Here is a 21,700-nt window from a genome sequence, read left to right as displayed (position 1 = left end):
CCGTCATCCCTCGGCGTGCCGATCCAGGAACGCGTAGACCTCCGAGTCGTCCACGCCCGGGAAGGCGCCGCGCGGCAGCGGCGAGAACATCTGCGTGTGGACCCGGGCCGAGGGCCAGGCCCTGCCGTCCCAGCGCTCGGCGACCTCGTTCGCGGGGCGTCGGCAGCAGGCCTCGTCGGGGCAGGTCGATACCGCGCGCGCCGCGCTCTCGCGGCCGCGGAACCAGCGGGCGTCGTCGAAGGGCACGCCCACCGTGATCGAGAACTCGCCGTCGGGCGTCGTGCCGGTCTGCGTCGAGCACCAGAAGGTGCCGGCGGGGGTGTCGGTGTACTGGTAGTGCTCGGTCGTGCGGTTCTGCTGCGAGAACGCCCCGCGGGCCGAGAATCGGCGGCAGACGATCTGCCCCTCCACCGAACCGGTGACATCCATCGGCAGGGGCAGGTCGTCGTTCTCGTAGACCCGCTGCAACGCTCCGTTGTGCCCCACCCGCAGGAAGTGCAGGGAGATGCCCAGGTGATGGGTGACGAGGTTGGTCATGCGCATGCCCGCGGCCTCGTGCGTCACGCCGAACGCGTCGCGGAAGTCCTCCACGGCGAGGTTGCGGTCCTTCTTGGCCTGCTGCAGAAAGGCGACCGCGGCGCCCTCGGGCATGAGGCAGCACGCGGCGAAGTAGTTGATCTCGAGGCGCTGCTGCAAGAAGTCGGCGTAGTCCGTGGGGCGGGTGTGGCCGAGCAGGCGGTGGGCCATGGCCTGCAGCGCCATCGATCGGAGGCCGTGGCCGCCGGGGATGGATGCCGGGGGCAGATAGATGCGTCCGTTCTCGAGATCGGTGATCGAGCGGGTCGACGAGGGCAGATCCGCCGCATAGATCAGCTCGAATCCGAGTCGCTCGGCCATGATGCTCACCGTGCGGTGCGTGAGTGCGCCGGAGACGTGGCCGGCGAGGCGCAATTGCTTCTCGGCGAGCTTCTCGATCTCGGGCAGGTAGTTGTCGATCTCGCGCATCCGCAGCCGCAGCTCGGTGTTGGCCCGGCGGGCCTCCTCGGGGGTCGCGATGGCCTCGCGCTCGCGTCGCTGCAGCTCGCGATGCATGCCCAGCATCGTCTCGAGCGTCTCATCCGACATCCCCTTCGTCACGCGCACAGGTGCGATGCCCAGGCGCCGGAACGTGGGGCTCGCCTGCGCGCGTTCGAGCTCGATCTCGAGGGCCGCGCGCCGGTTGGGCGGTTCGCCCGAGATGAGGTCGGACACGTCGGTGCCCGTGGCGTCGGCGATCGCCTGCAGCAGGGAGAGCTTGGGTTCGCGCTTGCCGTTCTCGATCAGGCTGAGCTGGCTGCCGGCGACGCCGACGGCGGCCCCCAGCTCGTCGAGGGTGAGACCCGCGGTGAGGCGGTGGTGTCGGATGCGGTGGCCCAGTGTGGAGAGCTCGAGCGCGGTGCCTGGCATGTTTTGAGCATAGTGAAAGAAGTGGATTTCTTTCGAGTCATTTTCGCCTCAAGAAGGAGTGTGGCCGCGATGTAATGGGGTCAATCTTCGAAATGGAGCGACAGATGGCACTCGCCGAGACTTTCACCAGCCGCACCACCGCCCGCATCCACCCCGTCACCGACTACGGTCGCAGGCCCGCCGATGAGCCCGGGCTCGCCGACCTGCACCGCTGGGTCGACGAGATCGCCGCGCTGACGCAGCCCGACCGCATCCACTGGGTCGACGGGTCCGCGGCCGAGAACGACGCCCTCCTGCGTCAGATGGTCGCCGACGGCACCCTGATCAAGCTCAACCCCGAGTGGCGTCCCGGCTCGTACCTGGCGCGCTCGCACCCGAGCGATGTGGCTCGCACCGAGGGCCGCACCTACATCGCCTCCGAGCGCGAGGAGGACGCCGGACCCACCAACAACTGGGCCGACCCCGCGCAGATGCACGCGACGATGACCGAGATCTTCGCCGGCAGCATGCGAGGGCGCACGATGTACGTCGTGCCGTTCTCGATGGGGGCCGTCGGCGGACCCCTCTCGCACATCGGCGTGCAGGTGACCGACAGCCCCTACGCGGTGGCGTCGATCGGCATCATGACGCGCGTCGGCGCCGACGTCACGCGTCAGATCGCGGAGGGCAAGCCGTGGGTCAAGACCGTGCACTCGGTCGGCGCGCCGCTCGCGCCCGGCGAGAAGAGCGAGGCGTGGCCCTGCAACGAGGAGAAGTACATCGTGCACTTCCCCGACACGCTCGAGGTCTGGTCGTACGGATCGGGCTACGGCGGCAACGCGATCCTCGCCAAGAAGTGCTTCGCCCTCCGCATCGCCTCCGTCATCGGTCGCGACGAGGGCTGGCTCGCCGAGCACATGCTCCTCATCCGCGTCATCGACCCGCAGGGGCGCAAATACCACATCGCGGCGGCGTTCCCGTCGGCCTGCGGCAAGACGAACCTCGCGATGCTGCGCCCGACGATCCCCGGCTGGCGCGTCGAGACGCTCGGCGACGATATCGCCTGGCTGCGCCCCGGCGAGGACGGGCGCCTGTGGGCGATCAACCCCGAGGCCGGATTCTTCGGCGTCGCTCCGGGCACGGGGGAGTCGACCAACGTCACCGCGGTCGAGACCCTGTGGGGCAACACGATCTTCACCAACGTCGCCCTGCGTCCCGACGGCGACGTGTGGTGGGAGGGCCTGACCGACGAGCCGCCGGCACACCTGACCGACTGGGAGGGCAACCCGTGGACGCCCGACTCCGGCCGCCCCGCCGCGCACCCCAACTCGCGCTTCACGGTCAGCGCCGGGCAGTGCCCGCAGATCGCCTCCGATTGGGAGGCCGCCGAGGGGGTGCCGTTGGATGCCATCCTCTTCGGCGGGCGCCGCGCGACGAACGTGCCGCTCGTCGTCGAAGCCACCGACTGGACCCACGGCGTCTTCATGGGCTCCAACATCTCGTCCGAGCGCACGGCGGCGGCCGAGGGCACGGTCGGCGAGCTGCGGCGCGATCCGTTCGCGATGCTGCCCTTCTGCGGCTACAACATGGCCGACTACTTCGGGCACTGGCTGAAGGTCGGCCAGAAGCTGCGCTTCGACCGCGCGCCGCGCATCTTCCAGGTCAACTGGTTCCGGCGCGGCGATGACGGCCGGTTCCTGTGGCCCGGCTTCGGCGACAACGCCCGCGTCATCGAGTGGGTCGTGCGTCGCCTGCACGGCGAGGTCGGCGCGGTGGAGAGCCCGATCGGGCGCCTTCCGCACACCTCCGACCTCAACCTCGACGGCATCGATGTGCCCGAGGCCGACCTGCAGGAGCTCTTCGCGATCGACCCCCAGACCTGGGGTGTCGAGGCCGACCTTACCGAGGAGTTCTACGGCACCTTCGGCGGCCGCGTGCCCCCGGCTCTGCAGGCCGAGCTCTCCGCACTGCGGTACCGGCTCAAGCAGGCCGCGAGCTCCTGACCCGCGGGCTCACACCAGCAGCTGGTGGCGTGCGAGGTCGCGGTACAGCGGCGTCGACTCCACCAGCTCGGAGTGCGTGCCCGCGCCGACGACCCGGCCGTGCTCGAGCACGACGATGAGGTCGCTGTCGACCACTGTCGACAGGCGGTGCGCGATCACCAGCAGGGTGCGCCCGGCGGCGACGGCATCGATCGCGTCGCGCATGCGCTGTTCGTTGACGCCGTCGAGCGATGACGTGGACTCATCCAGCAGCAGGATCGGCGGGGCCGCCAGCAGTGCGCGCGCGATCGCGAGCCGCTGACGCTCGCCGCCCGAGAGCATGACGCCGTCCTCGCCGACGGGTGCGTCGATGCCGAGCGGGCTGCGCTCGAGCACTTCGCCGAGGTTGACCTCGCGCAGCACGCGCTCGCAGTCCGCGTCATCGGCGTCGGGTGAGGCCAGACGCAGATTGTCGGCGATCGTGCCCGCCAGTGTCGGCGCATCCTGCTCGACGTACCCGAATCGCGCGCGCAGATCGGTCCGTGCGATGTCGCGCACATCCACCCCGTCGAGCAGGATCGCGCCGGCGGTGGGATCGTAGAAGCGCTCGATGAGCGAGAGGATCGTGCTCTTGCCGGCACCGCTCGGTCCCACGAGGGCGACGCGCGCACCGCGGGGCACATCGAAGGACACCCCGCGCAGCACCTCGCGATCGACGGGTTCGACCTCCGCCACCGCGGCCTCGGCGGCGGGTCGCTCGACGTGGGCCTGCTCCAGCACGGCGCGCGCCTCGGCCGCGGCCTTCTCTCGGGCCTCGACCACCGCCTCGGGGTAGCGGAACCTCACGTCGCGGAACACGATCGCCGGGACGGGCGCGGATGCTGTGGCCACAGCATCCGTCTCCGGCTTCTGCCGCGGGGCGCCGTCCTCGGCGTCCTCGGTGGGCAGGTCGAGCACCTCCTGGATGCGGCCGAGGGCCCCGAGCGCCTGGTTGACGCTCGTGATCGCGCCGAACGTGGACGCGAGGGGCGCGATGAGTAGGAAGAGGAACATGACGAAGGTGACGAGCTGGGCGATCGTGATCGCCCCCGCCGCGACGCGGAAGCCGCCGACGCCGAGCACGACGAGCAGAGAGAGCTGCATCGCGATGCCCGCGATCGGCACGACGAGCGCCGAGACGCGGGCGATGCGCACGCCCACCCCGTACGCCTCGGTGGCCATGGCGGTCACCGAGGCGATCTCGCGGTCGGTGGCACCGGCGGCGCGCACGGTGCGGATCGAGCCGACGGCCCGCTCGACGCCGGAGGCCAGCTCGCCGACTTTGGTCTGCTGCTCGGTCGACGCCGTGCGGATGCGTCCGCTGAGCAGGGTGACGACGACCACCGAGCCGCCGATGACGAGCACGATCAGCCCCAGCAGCAGGGGGTCGATCAGGAGCATCGCGATGAGCGCGCCGACGAGGATCAGCGCGTTTCCGACGGCGTCGGCGAGTCCCTGCGTGAGCACGGCGTACAGCAGAGTCGTGTCGGTACCCACGCGCGAGACGAGGTCGCCCGTGCGCCGTGCGTCGAACTCGCTGATCGGCAGGTGCAGGATGCGGGCGATGAGTCTGCGTCGGCTGGAGTACACCACGGCCGTGCCGGTGCGCTGGAGGAGGTAGTGCTGATAGCCCGAGATGATCGAGGACACGACGACGAAGCCGATCAGCAGCCAGATGAGCGCGCCGAGCGACTGGCCCACCTGCACGCGGGTGATGACCTGGCCCACCAGCAGCGGCTGCACGAGGGTCGCACCCGCGCCGAGGACGCTCAGGATCGCCACGACCACGAGTACCCTCTTGTGCTCGAGGAGGAAGGGCAGCAGCTGGCGGAACGTCGCGCGCGGGCCCTCGGGCGGGCGGCGGCGGCCGCGGCGGCGAGGGGTGGCGGATTCGGGTGCGGGCATGCTCATGGGGTTCCTGATCCTGGGGCGCGGTCGCCCCACCTTCGACCGTACTTGCCCGAGACGCGTCGCGGGTGCGGGGGTGACGTCGGATTGGCGTGAAAGTCGGCGCCAATATCGTCGTCTGCGGTACTGTCTGTGCATCACGCGGTGCCGCCGCCGACGCCGCGAGCAACAGGAGGTATCCGTGGTTTCCGCATCGCCCCTCGCCGACGCCGACCTCGCGGCGCGTCCCGATCTGACAGCGCTCATCCGCGACGCCATTCTCGGCGGCGAATTCGCGCCGCACCAGAGGCTCATCGAGGCCGACATCAGCGACAGGTTCGGTGCGACGCGGGCGGCGGTGCGCACGGCGCTGCTGAACCTCGCCGGCGAGGGTCTCGTCGAGCGGCTGCCCAACAAGGGTGCCCGCGTGCGTGCGATCAGCGTCGACGAGGCGGTCGAGATCGTCGAGGTGCGCGTCGGACTCGAATCCCTCTGCGCGCGCAAGGCCGCCGAGAACCTGACCTCGGACGACGCCGAAGAGCTGCGGATGCTGCGCGACGACATCCGTCGTGCCGTCGATGCCGGCAACCTCGTGGAGTACTCGCGGCTCAACCAGGAGATGGACCGGATGCTGCGCGAGATGAGCGCGCACGAGACGGCGACACAACTGCTCGAGCGGCTGCGCGCCCAGTCGGCGCGGCATCAGTTCCGGCTGGCGTTTCACCCGGGCCGTGCGGCGCAGTCCGCGCCCGAGCACATCGCGATCATCGACGCGGTGCTCGCGCGGGATGCCGACGCGGCGGAGGCGGCTACTCGCGCGCACCTGCAGGGCATCGTCGACGTCCTGCGCGCGATGGACTGACGCGACAGGGCCCGGCCGGAGCGGATCCGACCGGGCCCTGTCGCGTGCTCGCGGCTACCCGAACGTGTCGGCGTTCGCGTAGCCCGTGCCGTTGTACTTCTGCACGACGACCGTCGAGACGGCGGGCTGGCCATCGACCGTCGTGTCGACATAGGTGCCCTCGAGCATGAGCGGCGCCTGGAAGTCCGAGATGCTGCGCAGCGACTCGAGGAAGTTCTCGCGCGTCGGCTCGGTCATGCCCTGGAACGCCTGCTCGAGCGTCGCGCCGACCATGTAGCTCCACATGCAGTGCGGGAACGCCGGCATGTCGGGGTAGTCGGCGTACTCCGCGAGGTCGGACAGGAAGGTCTGGACATCCTCGTCCTCGGCGAACGCGGGGGATGCCGGCGCCTTGGCGAAGGACACCGAGTACACGCCCGGGAAGGCCGTCGCGTTGCCCGGCTGGAGGATCGCGACGGGGCTCGAGGTGTTCGAGGGCAGGAACCAGCTGGGTAGCCAGCCGATCTCCTGTGTCTTGAGCAGCGACGAGATCACGAGCGGGGTGATCGACATGGCGTTGAAGAACACGTCGGCGTCGGTCGCGGCGAGCTCGGTCAGCTGCGCGTCGACCGAGGTGTCGGTGGCCTCGTAGGTGAGCTCGCCGACGATCTCGATGTTGTCCACGCCCTCGATGGCCTCCTTGAAGCCTTCCACGTAGCCCTCGCCGTAGTCGTCGTTCTGCGACAGGATCGCCACCGTGAGATCTTCGCTCGAGGACGCGAGCAGCTCGCCGAACGCGGCACCCTCGTTCTGGTAGATCGGCACGAAGCCGAGCTGCCAGGGGCTCTCCTCGGTGTTGCTGAAGAGCGGGTCGCCGGTCATGACCAGCACCTGCGGCACCTCTTCGTCGATCGCCGCGTCGCGGAAGGCGCGGTTGGTCGGCGTGCCGAGGCCCGCGGTGACCGCGAACACGTCGTCCGACACCATCTGCTGGAAGTTCGCGAGAGACTGCTGCGGGTCGTAGGCGTCGTCATAGGCCTCGATCTCGACCGTGCGGGTCACGCCGTCGCCGAACTCGACGCCACCCGCGGCGTTGACCGCGCCGAAGTACGCCGTGACACCCGCGACCGTGCAGGTGCCGGGTCCGGCCGTGGCACCCGAGAGGGGCGTCGTGATGCCGAGCGTGATCGAGGTGTCGGTGATACCCGGGCTCGCGGCGGTCTCGCCGTCGTCGCCACCGCTGTCGCCGCCGTCTCGCGCGCAGCCCGACACGGCGAGGGCGAGGATGCCCGTCATGGCGACGATGCCGACGATGCCTCCCCTTCTCCTTCGAATGTTCATGCGTTGCCTTGCCTCTCTGTGTGTTGTGGATGCTCCACGGCGTCGTCCTGCGAGGGATCCCGTGGTGGTGGGCTCGACGAGTGCGATCGGTCGCCGCGCGCGCGGGTGACCAGGCGCCGCACGACCCGCGGAAGGCTGACCAGGCCGCCGGGCAGCAGGAAGAGCACGACGAGCAGGATCGCACCCTGGATGACGGCGGTCAGGTTGGCGTCGATCACGTTCGTGATCTGCGGGACGAAGACGTAGTAGGCGCCGCCGATGAGCGAGCCGACGATGCTCCCCGCTCCGCCGATCACCATCGCCGCGAGCAGCTCGATCGAGTGGTGGAAGGCGAGTGTCTCGGGAGAGGTGTACTGGACGGCGACGAGGTAGAGGAATCCGCTGACCCCGCCGAACATGGAGGCGATCGTGAAGGCCATGACCTTGTACCGGTAGGGGGAGATCCCCATCGAGGAGGCGACCGCCTCGTTGTCGCGCACGATCGCCAGAGCGCGTCCGAACTTGCCGCGCACCAGATTGCGCGCCAGAACGAAGGCGGCCGCGGCGATGACGAGCACGATGTAGAACTGCCACTGGTCGTCGTCGAGGCCGGTCCACTCGGGCGCGCCGGAGAACCGTGCCGATACACCCTGCGACCCGCCCGTGAAATCGGACAGACGTTTGGCCAGCGGCACGCCGACGATGGGCAACGCGATCGTGACCATCGCGACCGCGAGGCCCCCGAGGCGAGCCGCGGCGAGGGCGACGAGAAGGCCCGCAATGCCGGGTATGAGGATGGCGAGAGCGAAGACGAGGACGATGTTCCAGTCATTCGTCACCCCGTAGGCCGTGACATAGGCGCCCAGGCCCAGGAAGAAGATCTGGCCGAGTGAGACGACGCCCGTGTAGCCCATGACGATGTTCAGACCCAGCACCGCGACGGCGAAGACGCCCACGCGCACGAGGGTCTGATTGGCGAAGACGGGCAGCATCAGCGGTGCGGCGACGAGCAGCACGGCGACGAGGAGCACCAGGGCGCGCGTCGCCCACGGGTTCTTGAGCATGCTCGAGAGGGAGGACATCAGACGCGCACCACGACTTTCCGGCCGAAGAGGCCCTGGGGGCGGATGATCAGGGTCACGAAGATGAGGATGAAGGGCACCGCGATCTTGAGGTCGTGACCGATGAAGGGCACGTAGACGGCGGCGAGGTTCTCGAGCACGCCGATGGCCCAGGCGGCGACGACGACACCCACGGGGCTGCTCAGCCCACCGAGGATCACGGCGGCGAGTGCGTAGACGAGGGCGGTGTCCATCATGCCGGGCGTGAGCGTCAGCTGCGGGGCGACGAGTGCGCCGGCGATGGCGCCGAGTGCGGCGGCCAGACCCCAGCCCACCATGAGGAGTCGACCGACGGGCAGGCCCGAGAATGCCGAGGACTGGGGGTTGTCGGCGACGGCACGCAGCGCCAGGCCCAGCTTGGTGCGCAGGAAGACCAGTTGCAGGGCGACCATGATCGCGATGATCACGAGGGTCGTCCCGAGCGACCGCACGCTGACCACCGCGCCCAGGACGTCGATGCTCGCGACGGGGAACAGCGAGGGGAACGGCAGGTTGTTGTACGACCAGATCCATCCGGCCAGTCCCGTGATCAGGGTGAGCAGACCCACCGTGACGACGATCGCCGTGTCGGGATCGCCGCCCTCGAACCGCCGGATGAGGTAACGCTCGATGAACGCGCCGAGGAGGAAAGAGACGATGACCGACGCGATGATCGCGAGGATCAGGGGCACGCCCCACCCGAGGAAGGTGTACGCGATGTAGGCGGAGAGGACCGCCATCCCGCCCTGTGCGAAGTTGATCAGGCCGGTGGCCTGGTTGACCAGGACGATGGCGAGGGCCAGGGCGGCGTAGATCGATCCGGCCGACAGGCCGTCGATGACGAGTTGGACGAAGGTTCCCACGCTCAGCCTCCCAGGTACGCGCGGCGGATCTCGTCCATGCCCTTGAGCTCGTCCGAGGTTCCGGTGAGGACGGTGCGGCCGGTCTCGAGCACCGTGGCGGTGTCGACCAGGCTGAAGGCGAGCGTCGCGTTCTGCTCGACGATGAGCATCGCGATGCCCGACTCTTCGCGCAGTCGGCGGATCGCCGCGTAGACGTTGCGGGCGGTGCTGGGCGCGAGCCCGAGCGAGGCTTCGTCGAGCAGCAGCAGGCGGGGCTTAGCCATGAACGCCCGGCCGACGGCGAGCATCTGCTGCTCGCCACCGGAGAGCGCCGACGCCGCCGACGAGATGCGGTCCTTCAGCTGGGGAAAGAGATCGAGGCAGTAGTCGATGTCGGCGGCGATCGACCGGCGGTCCTTGCGCAGGTATGCCCCCACGCGCAGGTTCTCGCGCACTGTCAGGCCGCCGAGCGTGCCCCGGCCCTCGGGCACGTGGGCGATGCCGAGGCCGGCGACCCGGTCGGGCCGGGTGCCGCGGATGTTCTCGCCCGCGAAGGTGATGCGCCCGCCCGCGCGCACCGTGCCGCTGATCGCGCGCAGCGTGGTGGTCTTGCCCGCGCCGTTGGCGCCCAGGATGCCGACCGCACCGCCTTCGGGCACGCTCAGTGAGACGCCCTCCAGCACCTGGACCGAGCCGTAGAACGCCGTGACGTCCTCGAGTTCAAGCAGCGTCATCCACCGCGTCCTTCCCGATGTAGGCCTCGATGACCCGTGTGTCGGACTGCGCCTGGGCGGCCGTGCCTTCCATGAGCTTCTTGCCGTGGTCGAGGACGACGACCCGGTCGGTGAGGGCGGAGATCAGCCCCATGTGATGCTCGACGATGACGACCGTGATGTCGTCCTCCGCCTGCAGACGCTTGATGGTGGTGCTGAACTGCTCGACCTCGCCGTGCGAGAGTCCCGCGGCGGGCTCGTCCAGCAGCAGCAGCCGCGGCTTCATCAGCAGTGCACGGCAGAGCTCGATGCCTTTGTGCAGGCCGTGGGAGAGTTCGTCGGCGGGCAGGTCGGCCGCCCAGCCGAGCCCGTTGCGCTCGAGCAGCTCGCGCGCTTCGGTGCGGCGCGCGCGCTCGGCGCGACCGGTGCCGGGCAGGCGCAGCGACCAGGTGAGGGGGCCTCCCGGCAGCCGTGTGTGCGCGCCGAGGAGCACGTTCTCGAGCACGCTCGCACGCAGCTGCAGAGCCGGATGCTGGAAGGTGCGGGCAAGGCCGTGGCGGGCGAGGCTCGCGGGGGCGACACCCGCGACCTCGGAGTCGTCGATGCGGATCGATCCCGACGTGGGCTTGTAGTGCCCGCTGATGCAGTTGAACAGCGACGTCTTGCCGGCGCCGTTGGGACCGACGAGGCCGAAGATCTGGCCGGGCTCGACCGTGAAGCCGACGTCCTCGAGGACTTTCACGCCCCCGAAGCGCAGGTTCACGTCGTGCAGCGTCAAACGAGCGGCCATCGCTCACCTCTTTCGTCGTTGCATCATTGCGGTCGACCGGGGCACATGTCCCTGCGACTGGGACGCTACGGATTCGTCCGGAGATTGTCAACGATTTTGGTGTGGATTTGCCGCCTGTGTCCGGATCGTGATCCCCATGCTCGCGCGGGGGCGACGAGACGGGTGTGGCGATTCCGATGAGCGGAAGCATCGCAGCCCCGTGCGGCGCGCGTTCGTACGATCGGAGCGCAACCGACAGGAAGGTCGATGATGACATCCGAATCCCTCGCCGCCGCGATCGCTCGCGCAGGATCACCCGTGCAGCTGCTGCGCAACCAGAACTGGCCGGCCTTCACGTTCCCGGTCGCCCCGGAGTTCACGAACTGGCGTGACGAGCAGCGCGCATGGAACGAGTCGGTGGCGCTGATGGACCAGTCGCACCATATGACCCAACTGTTCCTCGGCGGTGCCGACCTCATCCCCCTGCTCGAGACGATCTCACCGAACACGTTCGCAACGTTCCGTCCCGGTGTGGCCAAGCAGCTCATCAGCGTCAACGCCGAGGGGTACCTCATCGGCGACGGCATCCTCTTCTACAACGAAGACGCCCCCGAGGGGCTCGTGCTGATCGGCCATCACCTGCTCATCGATTGGGTGCGCTTCAACGCCGAGAAGGCGCAGGCGGCAGGCAAGGACGTGCATCACAGGCTCGAGGCGAACTCGCACATGCGTCAGGGTCCGCCGACCTTCTATCGGTACGAGTTGCAGGGGCCGCGGGCGAACGAGGTGATGACGAAGCTCTTCGGTGGGCCCCCGCCCGAGATCAAGTTCTTCCATATCGGCGATGTCACGATCGGCGGCCGGGCGGTCAAGGCGCTGCGACACGGAATGGCGGGTCAGCCCGGCTTCGAGTTCTTCGGGCCGTGGGAGGACGCGGATGCGGTGCTCGAGGCGATCCTCGACGCCGGCGCCGAATTCGACATCCGGCGTGTGGGCGCCAAAGCCTACTCGGCGACTCCGCTGGAGTCCGGTTGGGTGCCGACGCCTTTTCCCGCGATCTTCGGTGATGACTTCGCCGAGTACCGTGAGTGGCTGCCCGCGGTCCGCGCGGGATCGGTGGCGGGGTCGTTCTTCTCCGACGACATCCGCGACTACTACATGACGCCGTACGACCTCGGTCTGGGGCGTTCGGTGCGCTTCGACCACGACTTCCACGGTCGGGCCGCGCTGGAGCGGCATGCCGCCGATCAGAAGCGTCGGAAGGTGACGCTGCTCTGGAACGCCGAGGATGTCGCCGCCGTGGTGCGCTCGCAGGTCGAACCGGGTGTGCCCGCGAAGTTCCTCGACTTTCCGAAGGCGCGTTACGGCCTCTTCCAGATGGACGAGGTTCGCCATCACGACCGCCCCGCGGGCATCTCCACCGACGCCGGCTACGTCTCCTACGACCAGCTGTACATGTCTCTCGCGACCCTCGACGTCGACATCGCCGACGGCGCGGAGGTGGAGGTGGTGTGGGGCGAGGATCCCATCTCGCGCAAGGACTCGGTCGACCGCACGCACCGTCAGGTGCGCATCCGCGCGACTGTTGCTCCCGCCCCGTACCACGAGTGGGCGCGGACGGTGTATCGCGCCGATGGTGGAGCGCGCGGCTGACGGCGTCGCTGTCAGAAGGGCGCGTCGTCGGGGTCGGGGATGAATCCGATGGTGACGGGTGGTGGGGTGTCTGTGTAGTGGAGTCCGCCGGGGGAGATCCATTCGATCACCCCGCCGGGGTGGTGCGTCACCCGCCAGGGTGTCTCGCCCTTGAGGGTGTGGTGTCGTCGACAGAGCGCGCAGAGGTTTCGATGATCAGTCGCCCCGCCGAGGGCGAAGTCCTGCCCGTGGTCGACGTCGCACCGATGGGTGGGCATGCGGCATCCGGGGAATCTGCAGTGCGGGTCCCGCACCCTCAGATATCGGGTCAGATCCGCCGAACGCGTGTATCTGTCGACGGCGAGGACTCCGCCGGTGATCGGATCAGCCAAGACCCGTTCCCATCCGGGAACGGATTTCGCGAGGATTCTCGCGGTGTCGAGGTCGATGGGGGTGCGTCCGACGAGTTCTGCGGGGTCGTCGGTCACGCCGGCGAGTGCGAGGGCGGGGACGGTGACGTTGACGGTTGCGCGGATGGAGGCGAGTCCGCCGTGTCCGTCGCCGAGTCCTTCGCCGGTCTCGGTGTCGATCCGGTGGGTGAGGACCATTTCCATGAGCACGTCCGCACGCACCTGATCCAGCGTCCGAAAATCCACCAGGGCTTCGCACTCGGCGTCGGCCTTCTCATCAGCCCCGGCGTCCGCGGCTTCAGCCGCGTCCGTGTCTTCGGCGTCCGTGTCTTGGGTGGCGTGTGCGGTGTTGAGGACGTCGCGGGCGATGTGGGTGATCATGTCGTGGATGCCGTGCACCGGCACCGCCGGGCCCCGGAGGAGGAGTTCGGTCATCCCGTCTTCGACGTCCCGCACCCAGACCCCGCGGCTTTCCCTTGCCGCCTTGTGCCGCTCCGCGAACGTCGTGGGCTGCACCTGCTCCACCAGTCGCGCGAGTTGCGGTCCGAGCCGCCCGGGTGTGGTGGACGCGGCCCGCTCCAATGCTTCGGTCTCGAACGCGGCCCGAACCTCCGGGTCGGTGAGTTTCACCCCGTGTTCGACGATCGCCCGCACATGCCCCACCGACACGACACCCGCGGCCAGCGCGTCCCAGGTCGCCGCGAACCGGTTCACGAGGGTGTGGGCGTCGTTCATCCGCCGCTGCACCGACCGATCGGGTTGCCGCGCACACGCCCCCAGCTCCGCCGCCAAAGCCCGCAACGGGAGTTCGGCCTCGCGACCGGCGGAGCGGGGGATCTCCGCCACCCGCTCCAACCCGACCGCCTGCGCTCGCGCCAGCACGCTCATCGCCTGCGCCTCCGCTGCGGCAATAGCGGCCACCGCGGCCGCATACTCCGCAGCCAACCCCGCCGCGACAGCATCCACACCGACGACGTCCATGTCGGGTGCATCACCGGGGATTGGTTTCATGTTCGAGACTCTACGGGGTGCGTCCGACATTCAGCATCGAAGTTATGTTGCCCTGACGCCCCACGGCGAGGTTCGTGATGAGACTTCTCTCATCCAACGCGCGGGCGCAGATGGCATCGCCCTTCGACAGGCACAGGGCGCGCAGAAAGACGCAGGCACACCCGGGACGCTCGGGTAGCATGGCGCCGACATCGAGGAGGATGGCATGGTTCGAGGATCCGCGGGGGAGTCGGTGTTGCACAAGCACCTGCGCATTCTCGACACGTTCGACGCGTGGCACCCCTACCTGACGCTCACCCAGATCGCGCAGGCCGCCGGCATCGCGCGCTCCAGCGCACACCGGTTGATCGCGGAGCTCGAGCAGGAGGGCCTGCTCGAGCGTCTGCCCGATCGGTCCTACCGGCTGGGGGTGCGCCTGTGGGAGTTCGCCAGTCGCACACCCGGGGCGCTCGGTCTGCGCGAGATCGCGCGCCCGTGGCTCGGCGCCGTTCACGAGCGTGTGCGACAGCACGCGCAACTGGGCGTGCGCAGCGGCGGCGACGTGCTGTTCATCGAGCGGATGTCGGCGCGTGACGCCGTGCTCAACGCCACGCTGATCGGGGGTCGCATCCCTCTGCACGCCTCCTCGAGCGGTCTGGTTCTCCTCGCTCACGCACCCGACGCGGTGCGCGAGGAGGTGCTGGGTTCGCGCCTGCGCCGGTACACCGAGCACACGCCCTGTACCGAGCCGGTGCTGCGCGGGCTGCTGCGGCGCGTGCGGGCCGACGGGTTCGCGGTGGCGGAGGGGTTCATCCACCGTGAATCCCGCGGGATCGCGGTGCCCGTCACGGGGCCGGACGGCTCGGTGTACGCCGCGATCGGCGTCGTGGTGCACAACGACGGCTCGGACCCCAGTCCTGTGATCGACCTACTCACTCGGGCCGCGGCCGGCGTCGCCCGCGACCTGGCTCGCGCCTATCAGCCCGACGCGGGTGTGCGGGCCTCCGGCATCCGCGCCCTGCTCAGCTCGTCGACACGCTCGATCGAGTATCTTGAGCACGTCGGACACGACCCGCACGAGGGCACGTCGGCGGCCGGGCCGCCACGGGGACGGGGCGAGGCGCGATGACGACGATCGCGATTCTGGGGCTCGGCGAGGCCGGCAGCCGCTACGCGCGTGGGCTCGCCGACGCCGGAGCCGAGGTGCGCGGATACGACCCGCACGCGGCGATGACGGGCGCGGGGATCGCACGGTGCGATCGGCTCGGCGACGCGCTCCTGGGCGCGGATGTCGTGCTCAGCCTCGTCTGGGCGCGCAACGCCGTCGCCGTCGCGGAAGCGGCGATGACGCACCTGGGCACCGGCGCCGTCTACGCCGACCTCAACACCGCGGCCCCGCAGACGAAGATCGAGGTCTGCGACGTCGCGCGATCGGCGGGCGTGCGGATGGCCGACGTCGCCGTGCTGGCCCCCGTGCCGCGGGCGGGTCACCGGACGGATCTTCTCGCGAGCGGTCCCGGCGCCGACGTGCTGGCCGAGCGCCTTCGCCCCCTCGGCGTGCCGATCGAGATCGTCGCGGGCGAGGTCGGCGAAGCGGCGCGGCTCAAGCTGCTGCGCAGCGTGTTCATGAAGGGACTCGCGACGCTCGTGATCGAGGGCCTCGAAGCTGCGCGGGCGACCGGGGCCGAGACGTGGATGCGGCAGCAGATCGCCGCCGAGCTCGGCCCCGGCGGCCGCACGATGATCGACCACCTGCTCGCGGGCACCTACCTGCACTCCGAGCGCCGCGAGCACGAGGTGCGCGATGCCCTCGCGGCGCTCGAAGCCATCGATGCGCCCGCGGATATGACCCGTGCGACGCTCGCCTGGTTCGAGCGCCTCAACGGCATGCGTTCCTGATCGCGGCTTCAGCCCGCGCGATACTGCTCCCGCGCGAACCGCGAGAAGGGCGCGGGTTCGACCGTCGCGCGGATCTGCACCTGACGATGGCGTTCGACGGCGGGCTTGGCCGTGTTGGGCTCCTCGCCCCACACCACGACGACCGACGTTCCCGGCTCGGCGTGCGCCGCGTCGATGCTCGCGAGTGAGACGAATGCCTGCTCGCCGACGATGTATCCCGCGTCGTGCGAGATGCCGACATCCGCCCCGTCGCGAAGCACCCTGTCCATCTGGTGCTGGCCGTAGCGCGCTTTCGGAAAGTCGATGTACTTCGCGGGGGTTCCGGGCTCGTACAGACTGCGCTGCGCGGCGGCCAGGTCGTCGGGATTCCACAGCAGCGTCACCTTGAGGCGCTGCGGTGCGGCGGCGTGCCGCTCGAGGGCAGCCCGCCCGATGAAGTCGTGGTCGAAAGCGATGCTGCGCCCATAACCGAGGTCGTACGGGGTCAGGTAGTAGTCCTCGATGCGGGCCGGGCAGAAGCTCCCTGCGAGCGACCCCGCCCGGGCGGCGGGCAGCCACTCGAGGTATTCGGCCGATCCCTCGCCCGAATAGATCGCCGGCAGCGGCGAGGGCACCCAGGCCGATTCGAGGTTGGCCGAGGAGTATGCCTTCGACCCCACGAGCACCAGCCCGAACTCCTCGCCGGCCTCGATCAGCGCATCCCGCACGCGCTCGCCCTCGGCCCACGGGCCGAAGAGCTCGAAACCGGGCTGACCGGCCATCCCGTGCCGGAGCGAGCGCACGCGGACGCCGGCGATGTCGAATGTCGTCATGCCGAAGAACCGCGTCGGGGGCACCTCGGCGCCGGTCACCTTCTCCATGACGGCGAGGGCGCGCGGCCCCTGGATCTCGTAGCGGTAGAGCGTCGGGTCGCCGGATCGCACGATGGAGTTGCCGTCGCGCTCGAACGTCACCGCGTACTCGCCCGTCTCGCCGTGGAACTGCACCCAGTCGAGCACCATGTGCCAACCCACCAGGTCGTAGACGTCGTCGTCGAGGTGGAACAGGATCGCATCGCCGATGAGGTAGCCCTCATGGTTGACCGCGATGAACTGCTTGGCGGAGTCGACCGGGAACCTCTCGAAGCTGTTGACCCCGACATCCCGCAGCAGGGCGAGCGCGTCGGGCCCGGAGATGAACAGATCGGTCATGTGGTGTGACTGATCCAGCAGGGCGACGCCGTCGCGCCAGGCGAGCTGCTCGCTGCGCCAGTTGCTGAACTCGGGCGTCACCGGGAAGATCGTCGGGCGCGCCTGCGCGTTGCGCAGCATCTGCACGGCGTCACCGCCGGCACGGGCGAGGGCGGCGGCGGTGGATGCGGGGGCGACGTCGGTCACGAGAACTCCTTCGTTCGGCGGGTCGACACCATGGTAGGCAGTCTCTGCCTATCGGCGGACGGGATGTAAATAAGCTTTGCTTATGCACAACTCAGTAGGTCTTAGCCGCGGAGGACCGCCGTGGACCTGAATCTCGTGCGCGTCTTCGCCGCGATCCACGAGACGCGGAGCCTCACCGCCGCCGCCGCACGCCTGTACGTCACCCAGCCGGCCGTCAGCCAGGCGCTCGGCCGCCTGCGCGCCGAGCTTGATGATCGCCTGTTCGAGCGGGCGGGCCGCGAGATGGTGCCCACGCCTCTCGCCGAGACGGTCTATCCGGGTTTCCGTGACGCGCTCGCCGCCATCGATCGCACCATCGACGCGGTGCACGGCTTCGATCCCGCCCACTCTCAGCGGCTCTTCCGAATCGCGCTGTCGGAGCTGGGGGAGATCGGGTGGATGCCCGCGATCGTCGCGGCCGTCGCCGTGCGCGCGCCCAGGATGCGCATCGAGGTGGTGCCGATGGACGTGCGCGCGCTCGCCGAATGGCTGGGGCGGGGCACCGTGGACCTCGCGGTGACACCGTCCCCCGTGGGTGCGGACTTCGCGCAGGAGGTCATCAAGTCGCAGCGATACGGGGTGGCGATGTCGGGGCGCCATCCTCTGGCCGAGGCGCCCCTGACGCTGGAGTCCTACCTTGCCGCCGACCACGTCGCGGTCGCGGGCGACTCCGGCGCTGCGCAGCTCGAGCGCGCGCTGACGCGGCACTCGGCGCGGATCGAGCCGCGCGTGAGCATCAACCATTTTGCCGCTCTGCCGCCGCTGCTGGCCCAGCGGCACGGCCTGATCGCGACCGTTCCCGACACCATCGCGGCCGGGTGGGCCGAGAGCTGGCCCCTCGTCGTCCGCGAACTGCCGTTCGAGATGCCGCCCGTGGATGTCCGGCTCTACCGCCGCTCCACGACGCAGCACGCGGCGGCCCTGGATTGGCTTTTCCACACGGTCGCGGGTGCCATCCGTGGATCGTCCGGCCAGTTCGGCGTGATCCACGGCGAGGTGCATGCGACAGCATGAGGGGGATGCCGCGGCTGCAGCATCCCCCTCATCTCCGGGTGGTGACGGTCAGAGCGTGCCGGTGGAGCGCCAGCCGCCGTGGTACTCCGTGCGCGCGGTGACCGCGTACGGGACGGGGCTGACGACCGCGCGCACCGCGATCTGATCGTGCGGCTGGACTGTCGTCTTGCCGGAGCCGCCGTCGGGCTCGCCCCACACGACCTGCACCTCGGTGCCGATCGGCACATCCCGATCGACGGTCGCCAGCGACAGGCCGCGCCGCTCGCCTGCGGTCACGCCCGTGAAGAGCGAGAGGCCGATCGTGGTGCCGTCGGCGTCGATGACGGCGTCGTAGTTCGACGAGCCGTAGTTGGCGTTCGGCAGATCGAAGAACTGGTAGCCGACACCGTCGCGGTCGATGACACTCGTGAGGATCTTGGCGAGGTCCTCGTCGTTCCAGGCGAGCGTGACCTTCTTGCGCTGCGTCTCGGGGTCGATCTTCTCGAGGGCGTCTCGGCCGATGAAGTCGTGATCGAACTTCACGAAGGAGCCGTACCCGAGCTCCCACGGGTTCAGGTAGTAGTCCTCGATGTTCTCGGACACGAAGGACCCCGCGAGGGCGTTGATCGCCTCGTAGCTGTTCGCGGGCAGCCATTCGCGGTACGCACGCTCGGCCTCGCTCGAGTAGATCGCCGGCAGGGGCGAGGGGATCCACCCTGATTCGAGCGTGTTCGAGGAGTAGGCCCGCGATCCGCAGGGCTCGATGCCGAACTCGGCGCCCGCCTCGAGGATCGCGTCCCTGATCTTGCCGTGCTGCGCGTACGGGCCCCAGAGCTCGAGACCCGGCGCACCGGCCATGCCGTGGCGCAGGGTGCGCACGGTCTCGCCGGCGATGGTCAGCTCGCCCATGTGGAAGAACTTCACCTGCTCGACGGGCCCGCCCGCGAGCTTCTCGATGATCGGCCAGGCCTTCGGGCCCTGGATCTGGAATCGGTAGTACTCGCGGCTCACGGCCTCGCCGTACGGGCGCGAGGGGGAGCGGTCGTCGTAGCGCACCTCGACGTTGTAACCGCCCGTCTCCGCGTGGAACTGCAGCCAGTTCGCCCCGGGTGCGCGCCCGACGTAGACGTAGTCGTCCTCCGCCTCGCGGAAGAGGATGCCGTCGCCGATCACGCCGCCGTTGGATGCTGTCGGCACGAACTGCTTGGCGGTGTTGACCGGGAAGTTCTTGAACCCGTTGATGCCGGTCTCGGCGAGCAGGCGCAGAGCGTCGGGTCCCGAGACGAAGAGGTTGACCATGTGGTGGGTCTGATCGAACAGCACCGCGCTCTCGCGCCAGGCGCGCTGCTCGCGGCGCCAGTTGGTGAACTCGGCCGGCACCACCGGGTAGATGTAGGTGCCCAGCTTCGAGTCGCGGAGCATCTGGACGACGTTCCCCTTCTCGTCCAGCAGCTCCTGGAGGTTGCGTGCCATGGGGGTGTCCTCGACTTCCTTGTCTATGGGTCTGTCCGTGATGCTACGGAACGGATATACCTATGTCCAGAGGTAAATACCTCACAGCCAAAATTGTAGACATAATCTTGACCATTCGGGAGGCGTGTGCTTCGCTGGGCCCGAGTCGCGGCGATGTCCGCAGAGGAGGCCGCATGTCCGACAGCGTCATCGTCACCGACATCGCCCGCGCCGACCCCGCGGTCGTCGACGCGCTCGCGGCGTTCGGCTCGGCGACCGTGCACGAGGCCCTGGGCCGCATCGGGTACGCGGGCCCCCGCATCCGTCCCATCCAGATCGGGGCGCGCATCGCCGGCACGGCCATCACCGCCGTTGTCGCCCCGGGCGACAACCTGATGGTGCACGCGGCGATCGAGCAGGCCGTGGCGGGCGATGTCATCGTCGTCGTTCCGGCCACGGACTCGCCCTACGGCTTCATCGGCGATCTGATGGCCACCCAGATGCAGGTGCGCGGCGTGCGGGGGTACGTCACCTCGGGCGGCGTGCGCGACACCGCGGAACTGCGCGAGATGGGCTTTCCGGTGTGGGCCGCGCACGTGAGCGCCGAGGGCACGGTCAAGGACACCGCCGGCTCGGTCAATCTGCCCGTCGTGCTCGGGTCCGTCGTCGTCGCGCCGGGCGATGTGATCGTCGCCGACGACGACGGCGTCGCGGTCGTGCCCAGGCTGCGCGCGGCGGCGACGCTGGAGGCTGCCCGCGCGCGCGTGCAGCGCGAGGCTGCGAACCGCGAGCGATACCGCGCGGGCGAGATCTCGATGGACGTCAACGGACTCCGACCCGTCCTCGAGCAGCTCGGCATCCGTTATGTGCCGCAGGCGGAATACGATGCCGGCTGACGCCGTCCGCGCCGGCATCCCGTGCATGCTGATGCGCGGAGGCACGTCGAAGGGCGCCTACTTCGTCGCCACGGATCTGCCCGACGATCGTGCGGCCCGCGATGACCTGCTGCTGCGGATCATGGGTTCGCCCGATCCGCGCCAGATCGACGGGATCGGGGGAGCGCACCCGCTCACCTCGAAGGTCGCGATCGTGTCGGTCTCGGACACGGACGATGCCGACATCGACTATCTCTTCCTGCAGATCGGCGTCGACGAGCCGGTCGTGGGTGACGCGCAGACGTGCGGCAATCTGCTCGCCGGGATCGGACCGTTCGCGATCGAGCGCGGATTGATCCCTGCCGTCGAACCCGAGACGACCCTGCGCATCCGGCTGCTCAACACCGGTGACACGGCCACCGCGCGCATTCCGACACCCGACGGCGTGGTGGACTACGACGGCGACCTCGCGATCGACGGCGTGCCGGGCGTCGGGTGCGCGATCGACCTCTCCGTCACACGCGAGGCGGCGGTGCTGCCGACCGGCAACGTGGTCGATGAGATCGCGGGTCACCGTGTGACCCTGATCGACAACGGCATGCCGGTCGTGCTGCTGGACGCGACCGAGTTCGGCATCGAGGGTGGCGAGACGCCCGCCGAGCTCGAGGAGGACGAGGATCTGCGGGCCGAGGTCGAGCGGGTCCGGCTCGCGGCGGCGCCGCGGATGGGGGTGCAGGATGCCGGGGGCCAGACGGTTCCCAAGATGTTCCTGCTCTCGCCGCCCGCCGCCGGCGGCGACCTGCGCACGCGGGCGTTCATCCCGCATCGCGTGCACACCTCGATCGGCGTGCTGATGGCAGCATCCGTCGCCGCGGGGGCCCGCATCCCCGGCACGATCGCGCACGCGCTCGCCGCGCCGCCCCAGGGCGACGTCACGGTGCTCGAGCACCCCGGCGGGCTGTTCACGGCGCGGGCCGAGGCGATGCAGGACGAGGCCGGCATCTGGCGAGGGGCCTCCGCATCGGAGCGCACGGCCCGCAAGCTCTTCGACGGGCGCGTGTTCCCGCGCCCGCGTCGATAACCGACCGGATCACCCGGCACAGTCAAGGAGGACGC

The 21,700-nt window shown here is 69.5% G+C and carries 18 protein-coding genes; 8 read left to right on the top strand and 10 right to left on the bottom strand.

From position 1 onward, the window contains the following. Window positions 1–3: 3 nt before the first annotated feature. A complete protein-coding gene (locus tag AB2L57_RS13875; protein ID WP_292815135.1) occupies window positions 4–1,446 on the bottom strand; it encodes a helix-turn-helix transcriptional regulator in 1,443 nt (480 codons plus the stop codon). A 104-nt stretch (window positions 1,447–1,550) separates the two neighbouring features. On the opposite strand from AB2L57_RS13875, the gene AB2L57_RS13870 reads away from it, so the two are divergent. Next, on the top strand, window positions 1,551–3,428 hold the full coding sequence (locus AB2L57_RS13870; RefSeq protein WP_409047366.1) for a phosphoenolpyruvate carboxykinase (GTP): 1,878 nt from the start codon (window positions 1,551–1,553) through the stop codon (window positions 3,426–3,428). 9 nt (window positions 3,429–3,437) lie between these two features. Here AB2L57_RS13870 and AB2L57_RS13865 read toward each other — a convergent pair whose 3' ends face one another. Further along, window positions 3,438–5,351: an ABC transporter ATP-binding protein gene (locus AB2L57_RS13865; protein ID WP_409048632.1), complete on the bottom strand. Its 1,914-nt coding sequence runs from the start codon at window positions 5,349–5,351 to the stop codon at window positions 3,438–3,440. Window positions 5,352–5,535: 184 nt separating this feature from the next. On the opposite strand from AB2L57_RS13865, the gene AB2L57_RS13860 reads away from it, so the two are divergent. Beyond that, entirely contained in the window at window positions 5,536–6,195 is a 660-nt protein-coding gene (locus AB2L57_RS13860) for a GntR family transcriptional regulator (RefSeq protein ID WP_409047365.1), read from the top strand. A gap of 54 nt (window positions 6,196–6,249) precedes the next feature. Here the strand turns inward: AB2L57_RS13860 and AB2L57_RS13855 are convergent, their stop codons facing one another. From AB2L57_RS13855 to AB2L57_RS13835, 5 genes are read right to left on the bottom strand one after another with little or no spacing between them, the layout of a single operon-like run. Beyond that, window positions 6,250–7,515, bottom strand: a complete 1,266-nt coding sequence (locus tag AB2L57_RS13855; RefSeq protein WP_409047364.1) for an ABC transporter substrate-binding protein — start codon at window positions 7,513–7,515, stop codon at window positions 6,250–6,252. Then, on the bottom strand, window positions 7,512–8,576 hold the full coding sequence (locus tag AB2L57_RS13850; protein WP_409047363.1) for a branched-chain amino acid ABC transporter permease: 1,065 nt from the start codon (window positions 8,574–8,576) through the stop codon (window positions 7,512–7,514). Before AB2L57_RS13850 ends, AB2L57_RS13855 begins: the two co-directional genes overlap by 4 nt. After that, window positions 8,576–9,457, bottom strand: a complete 882-nt coding sequence (locus tag AB2L57_RS13845; RefSeq protein ID WP_409047362.1) for a branched-chain amino acid ABC transporter permease — start codon at window positions 9,455–9,457, stop codon at window positions 8,576–8,578. Before AB2L57_RS13845 ends, AB2L57_RS13850 begins: the two co-directional genes overlap by 1 nt. Before the next feature lie 2 nt (window positions 9,458–9,459). After that, window positions 9,460–10,170, bottom strand: a complete 711-nt coding sequence (locus AB2L57_RS13840; RefSeq protein ID WP_409047361.1) for an ABC transporter ATP-binding protein — start codon at window positions 10,168–10,170, stop codon at window positions 9,460–9,462. Beyond that, window positions 10,157–10,939 carry an ABC transporter ATP-binding protein gene (locus AB2L57_RS13835; protein WP_409047360.1) on the bottom strand — a complete coding sequence of 261 codons (783 nt, stop codon included), beginning with the start codon at window positions 10,937–10,939 and terminating at the stop codon, window positions 10,157–10,159. Before AB2L57_RS13835 ends, AB2L57_RS13840 begins: the two co-directional genes overlap by 14 nt. Before the next feature lie 246 nt (window positions 10,940–11,185). Here AB2L57_RS13835 and AB2L57_RS13830 point away from each other — a divergent pair, with 246 nt between their 5' ends. Continuing rightward, window positions 11,186–12,571, top strand: coding sequence for an aminomethyl transferase family protein (locus AB2L57_RS13830; protein ID WP_409047359.1), 1,386 nt, complete (start codon window positions 11,186–11,188; stop codon window positions 12,569–12,571). Between the two features lie 11 nt (window positions 12,572–12,582). Here AB2L57_RS13830 and AB2L57_RS13825 read toward each other — a convergent pair whose 3' ends face one another. Further along, window positions 12,583–13,971: a DUF222 domain-containing protein gene (locus tag AB2L57_RS13825; protein WP_409047358.1), complete on the bottom strand. Its 1,389-nt coding sequence runs from the start codon at window positions 13,969–13,971 to the stop codon at window positions 12,583–12,585. 205 nt (window positions 13,972–14,176) lie between these two features. Between AB2L57_RS13825 and AB2L57_RS13820 the strand changes: the two genes are divergently transcribed. Further along, the gene (locus AB2L57_RS13820; RefSeq protein ID WP_409047357.1) at window positions 14,177–15,079 is read left to right on the top strand and encodes an IclR family transcriptional regulator; all 903 of its coding nucleotides are present in this window, start codon (window positions 14,177–14,179) and stop codon (window positions 15,077–15,079) included. After that, complete coding sequence (locus AB2L57_RS13815) at window positions 15,076–15,849, top strand: NAD(P)-binding domain-containing protein (RefSeq protein WP_292812210.1); 774 nt, start codon at window positions 15,076–15,078, stop codon at window positions 15,847–15,849. Before AB2L57_RS13820 ends, AB2L57_RS13815 begins: the two co-directional genes overlap by 4 nt. An 8-nt stretch (window positions 15,850–15,857) precedes the next feature. Here AB2L57_RS13815 and AB2L57_RS13810 read toward each other — a convergent pair whose 3' ends face one another. Beyond that, the gene (locus tag AB2L57_RS13810) at window positions 15,858–17,225 is read right to left on the bottom strand and encodes an aminomethyl transferase family protein (RefSeq protein WP_292812212.1); all 1,368 of its coding nucleotides are present in this window, start codon (window positions 17,223–17,225) and stop codon (window positions 15,858–15,860) included. Window positions 17,226–17,345: 120 nt separating this feature from the next. Here AB2L57_RS13810 and AB2L57_RS13805 point away from each other — a divergent pair, with 120 nt between their 5' ends. Then, window positions 17,346–18,278 carry a LysR family transcriptional regulator gene (locus tag AB2L57_RS13805; protein ID WP_409047356.1) on the top strand — a complete coding sequence of 311 codons (933 nt, stop codon included), beginning with the start codon at window positions 17,346–17,348 and terminating at the stop codon, window positions 18,276–18,278. Window positions 18,279–18,326: 48 nt separating this feature from the next. Here AB2L57_RS13805 and AB2L57_RS13800 read toward each other — a convergent pair whose 3' ends face one another. Continuing rightward, on the bottom strand, window positions 18,327–19,730 hold the full coding sequence (locus AB2L57_RS13800) for an aminomethyl transferase family protein (protein WP_292812217.1): 1,404 nt from the start codon (window positions 19,728–19,730) through the stop codon (window positions 18,327–18,329). A gap of 173 nt (window positions 19,731–19,903) precedes the next feature. Here AB2L57_RS13800 and AB2L57_RS13795 point away from each other — a divergent pair, with 173 nt between their 5' ends. Together AB2L57_RS13795 and AB2L57_RS13790 are read left to right on the top strand one after the other, a co-directional pair. Beyond that, entirely contained in the window at window positions 19,904–20,605 is a 702-nt protein-coding gene (locus tag AB2L57_RS13795; RefSeq protein ID WP_409047355.1) for a 4-carboxy-4-hydroxy-2-oxoadipate aldolase/oxaloacetate decarboxylase, read from the top strand. Further along, window positions 20,595–21,665 (top strand): PrpF domain-containing protein, encoded by a 1,071-nt coding sequence (locus AB2L57_RS13790; RefSeq protein ID WP_409047354.1) that lies wholly within the window; start codon window positions 20,595–20,597, stop codon window positions 21,663–21,665. The genes AB2L57_RS13795 and AB2L57_RS13790 overlap by 11 nt, the downstream gene beginning before the upstream one ends. Window positions 21,666–21,700: the final 35 nt, after the last annotated feature.

Origin of the sequence: Microbacterium sp. HA-8 (assembly GCF_046111165.1) — a bacterium.
GTDB lineage: Bacteria > Actinomycetota > Actinomycetes > Actinomycetales > Microbacteriaceae > Microbacterium.
This window is presented reverse-complemented; position numbering and strand designations above follow the sequence as displayed.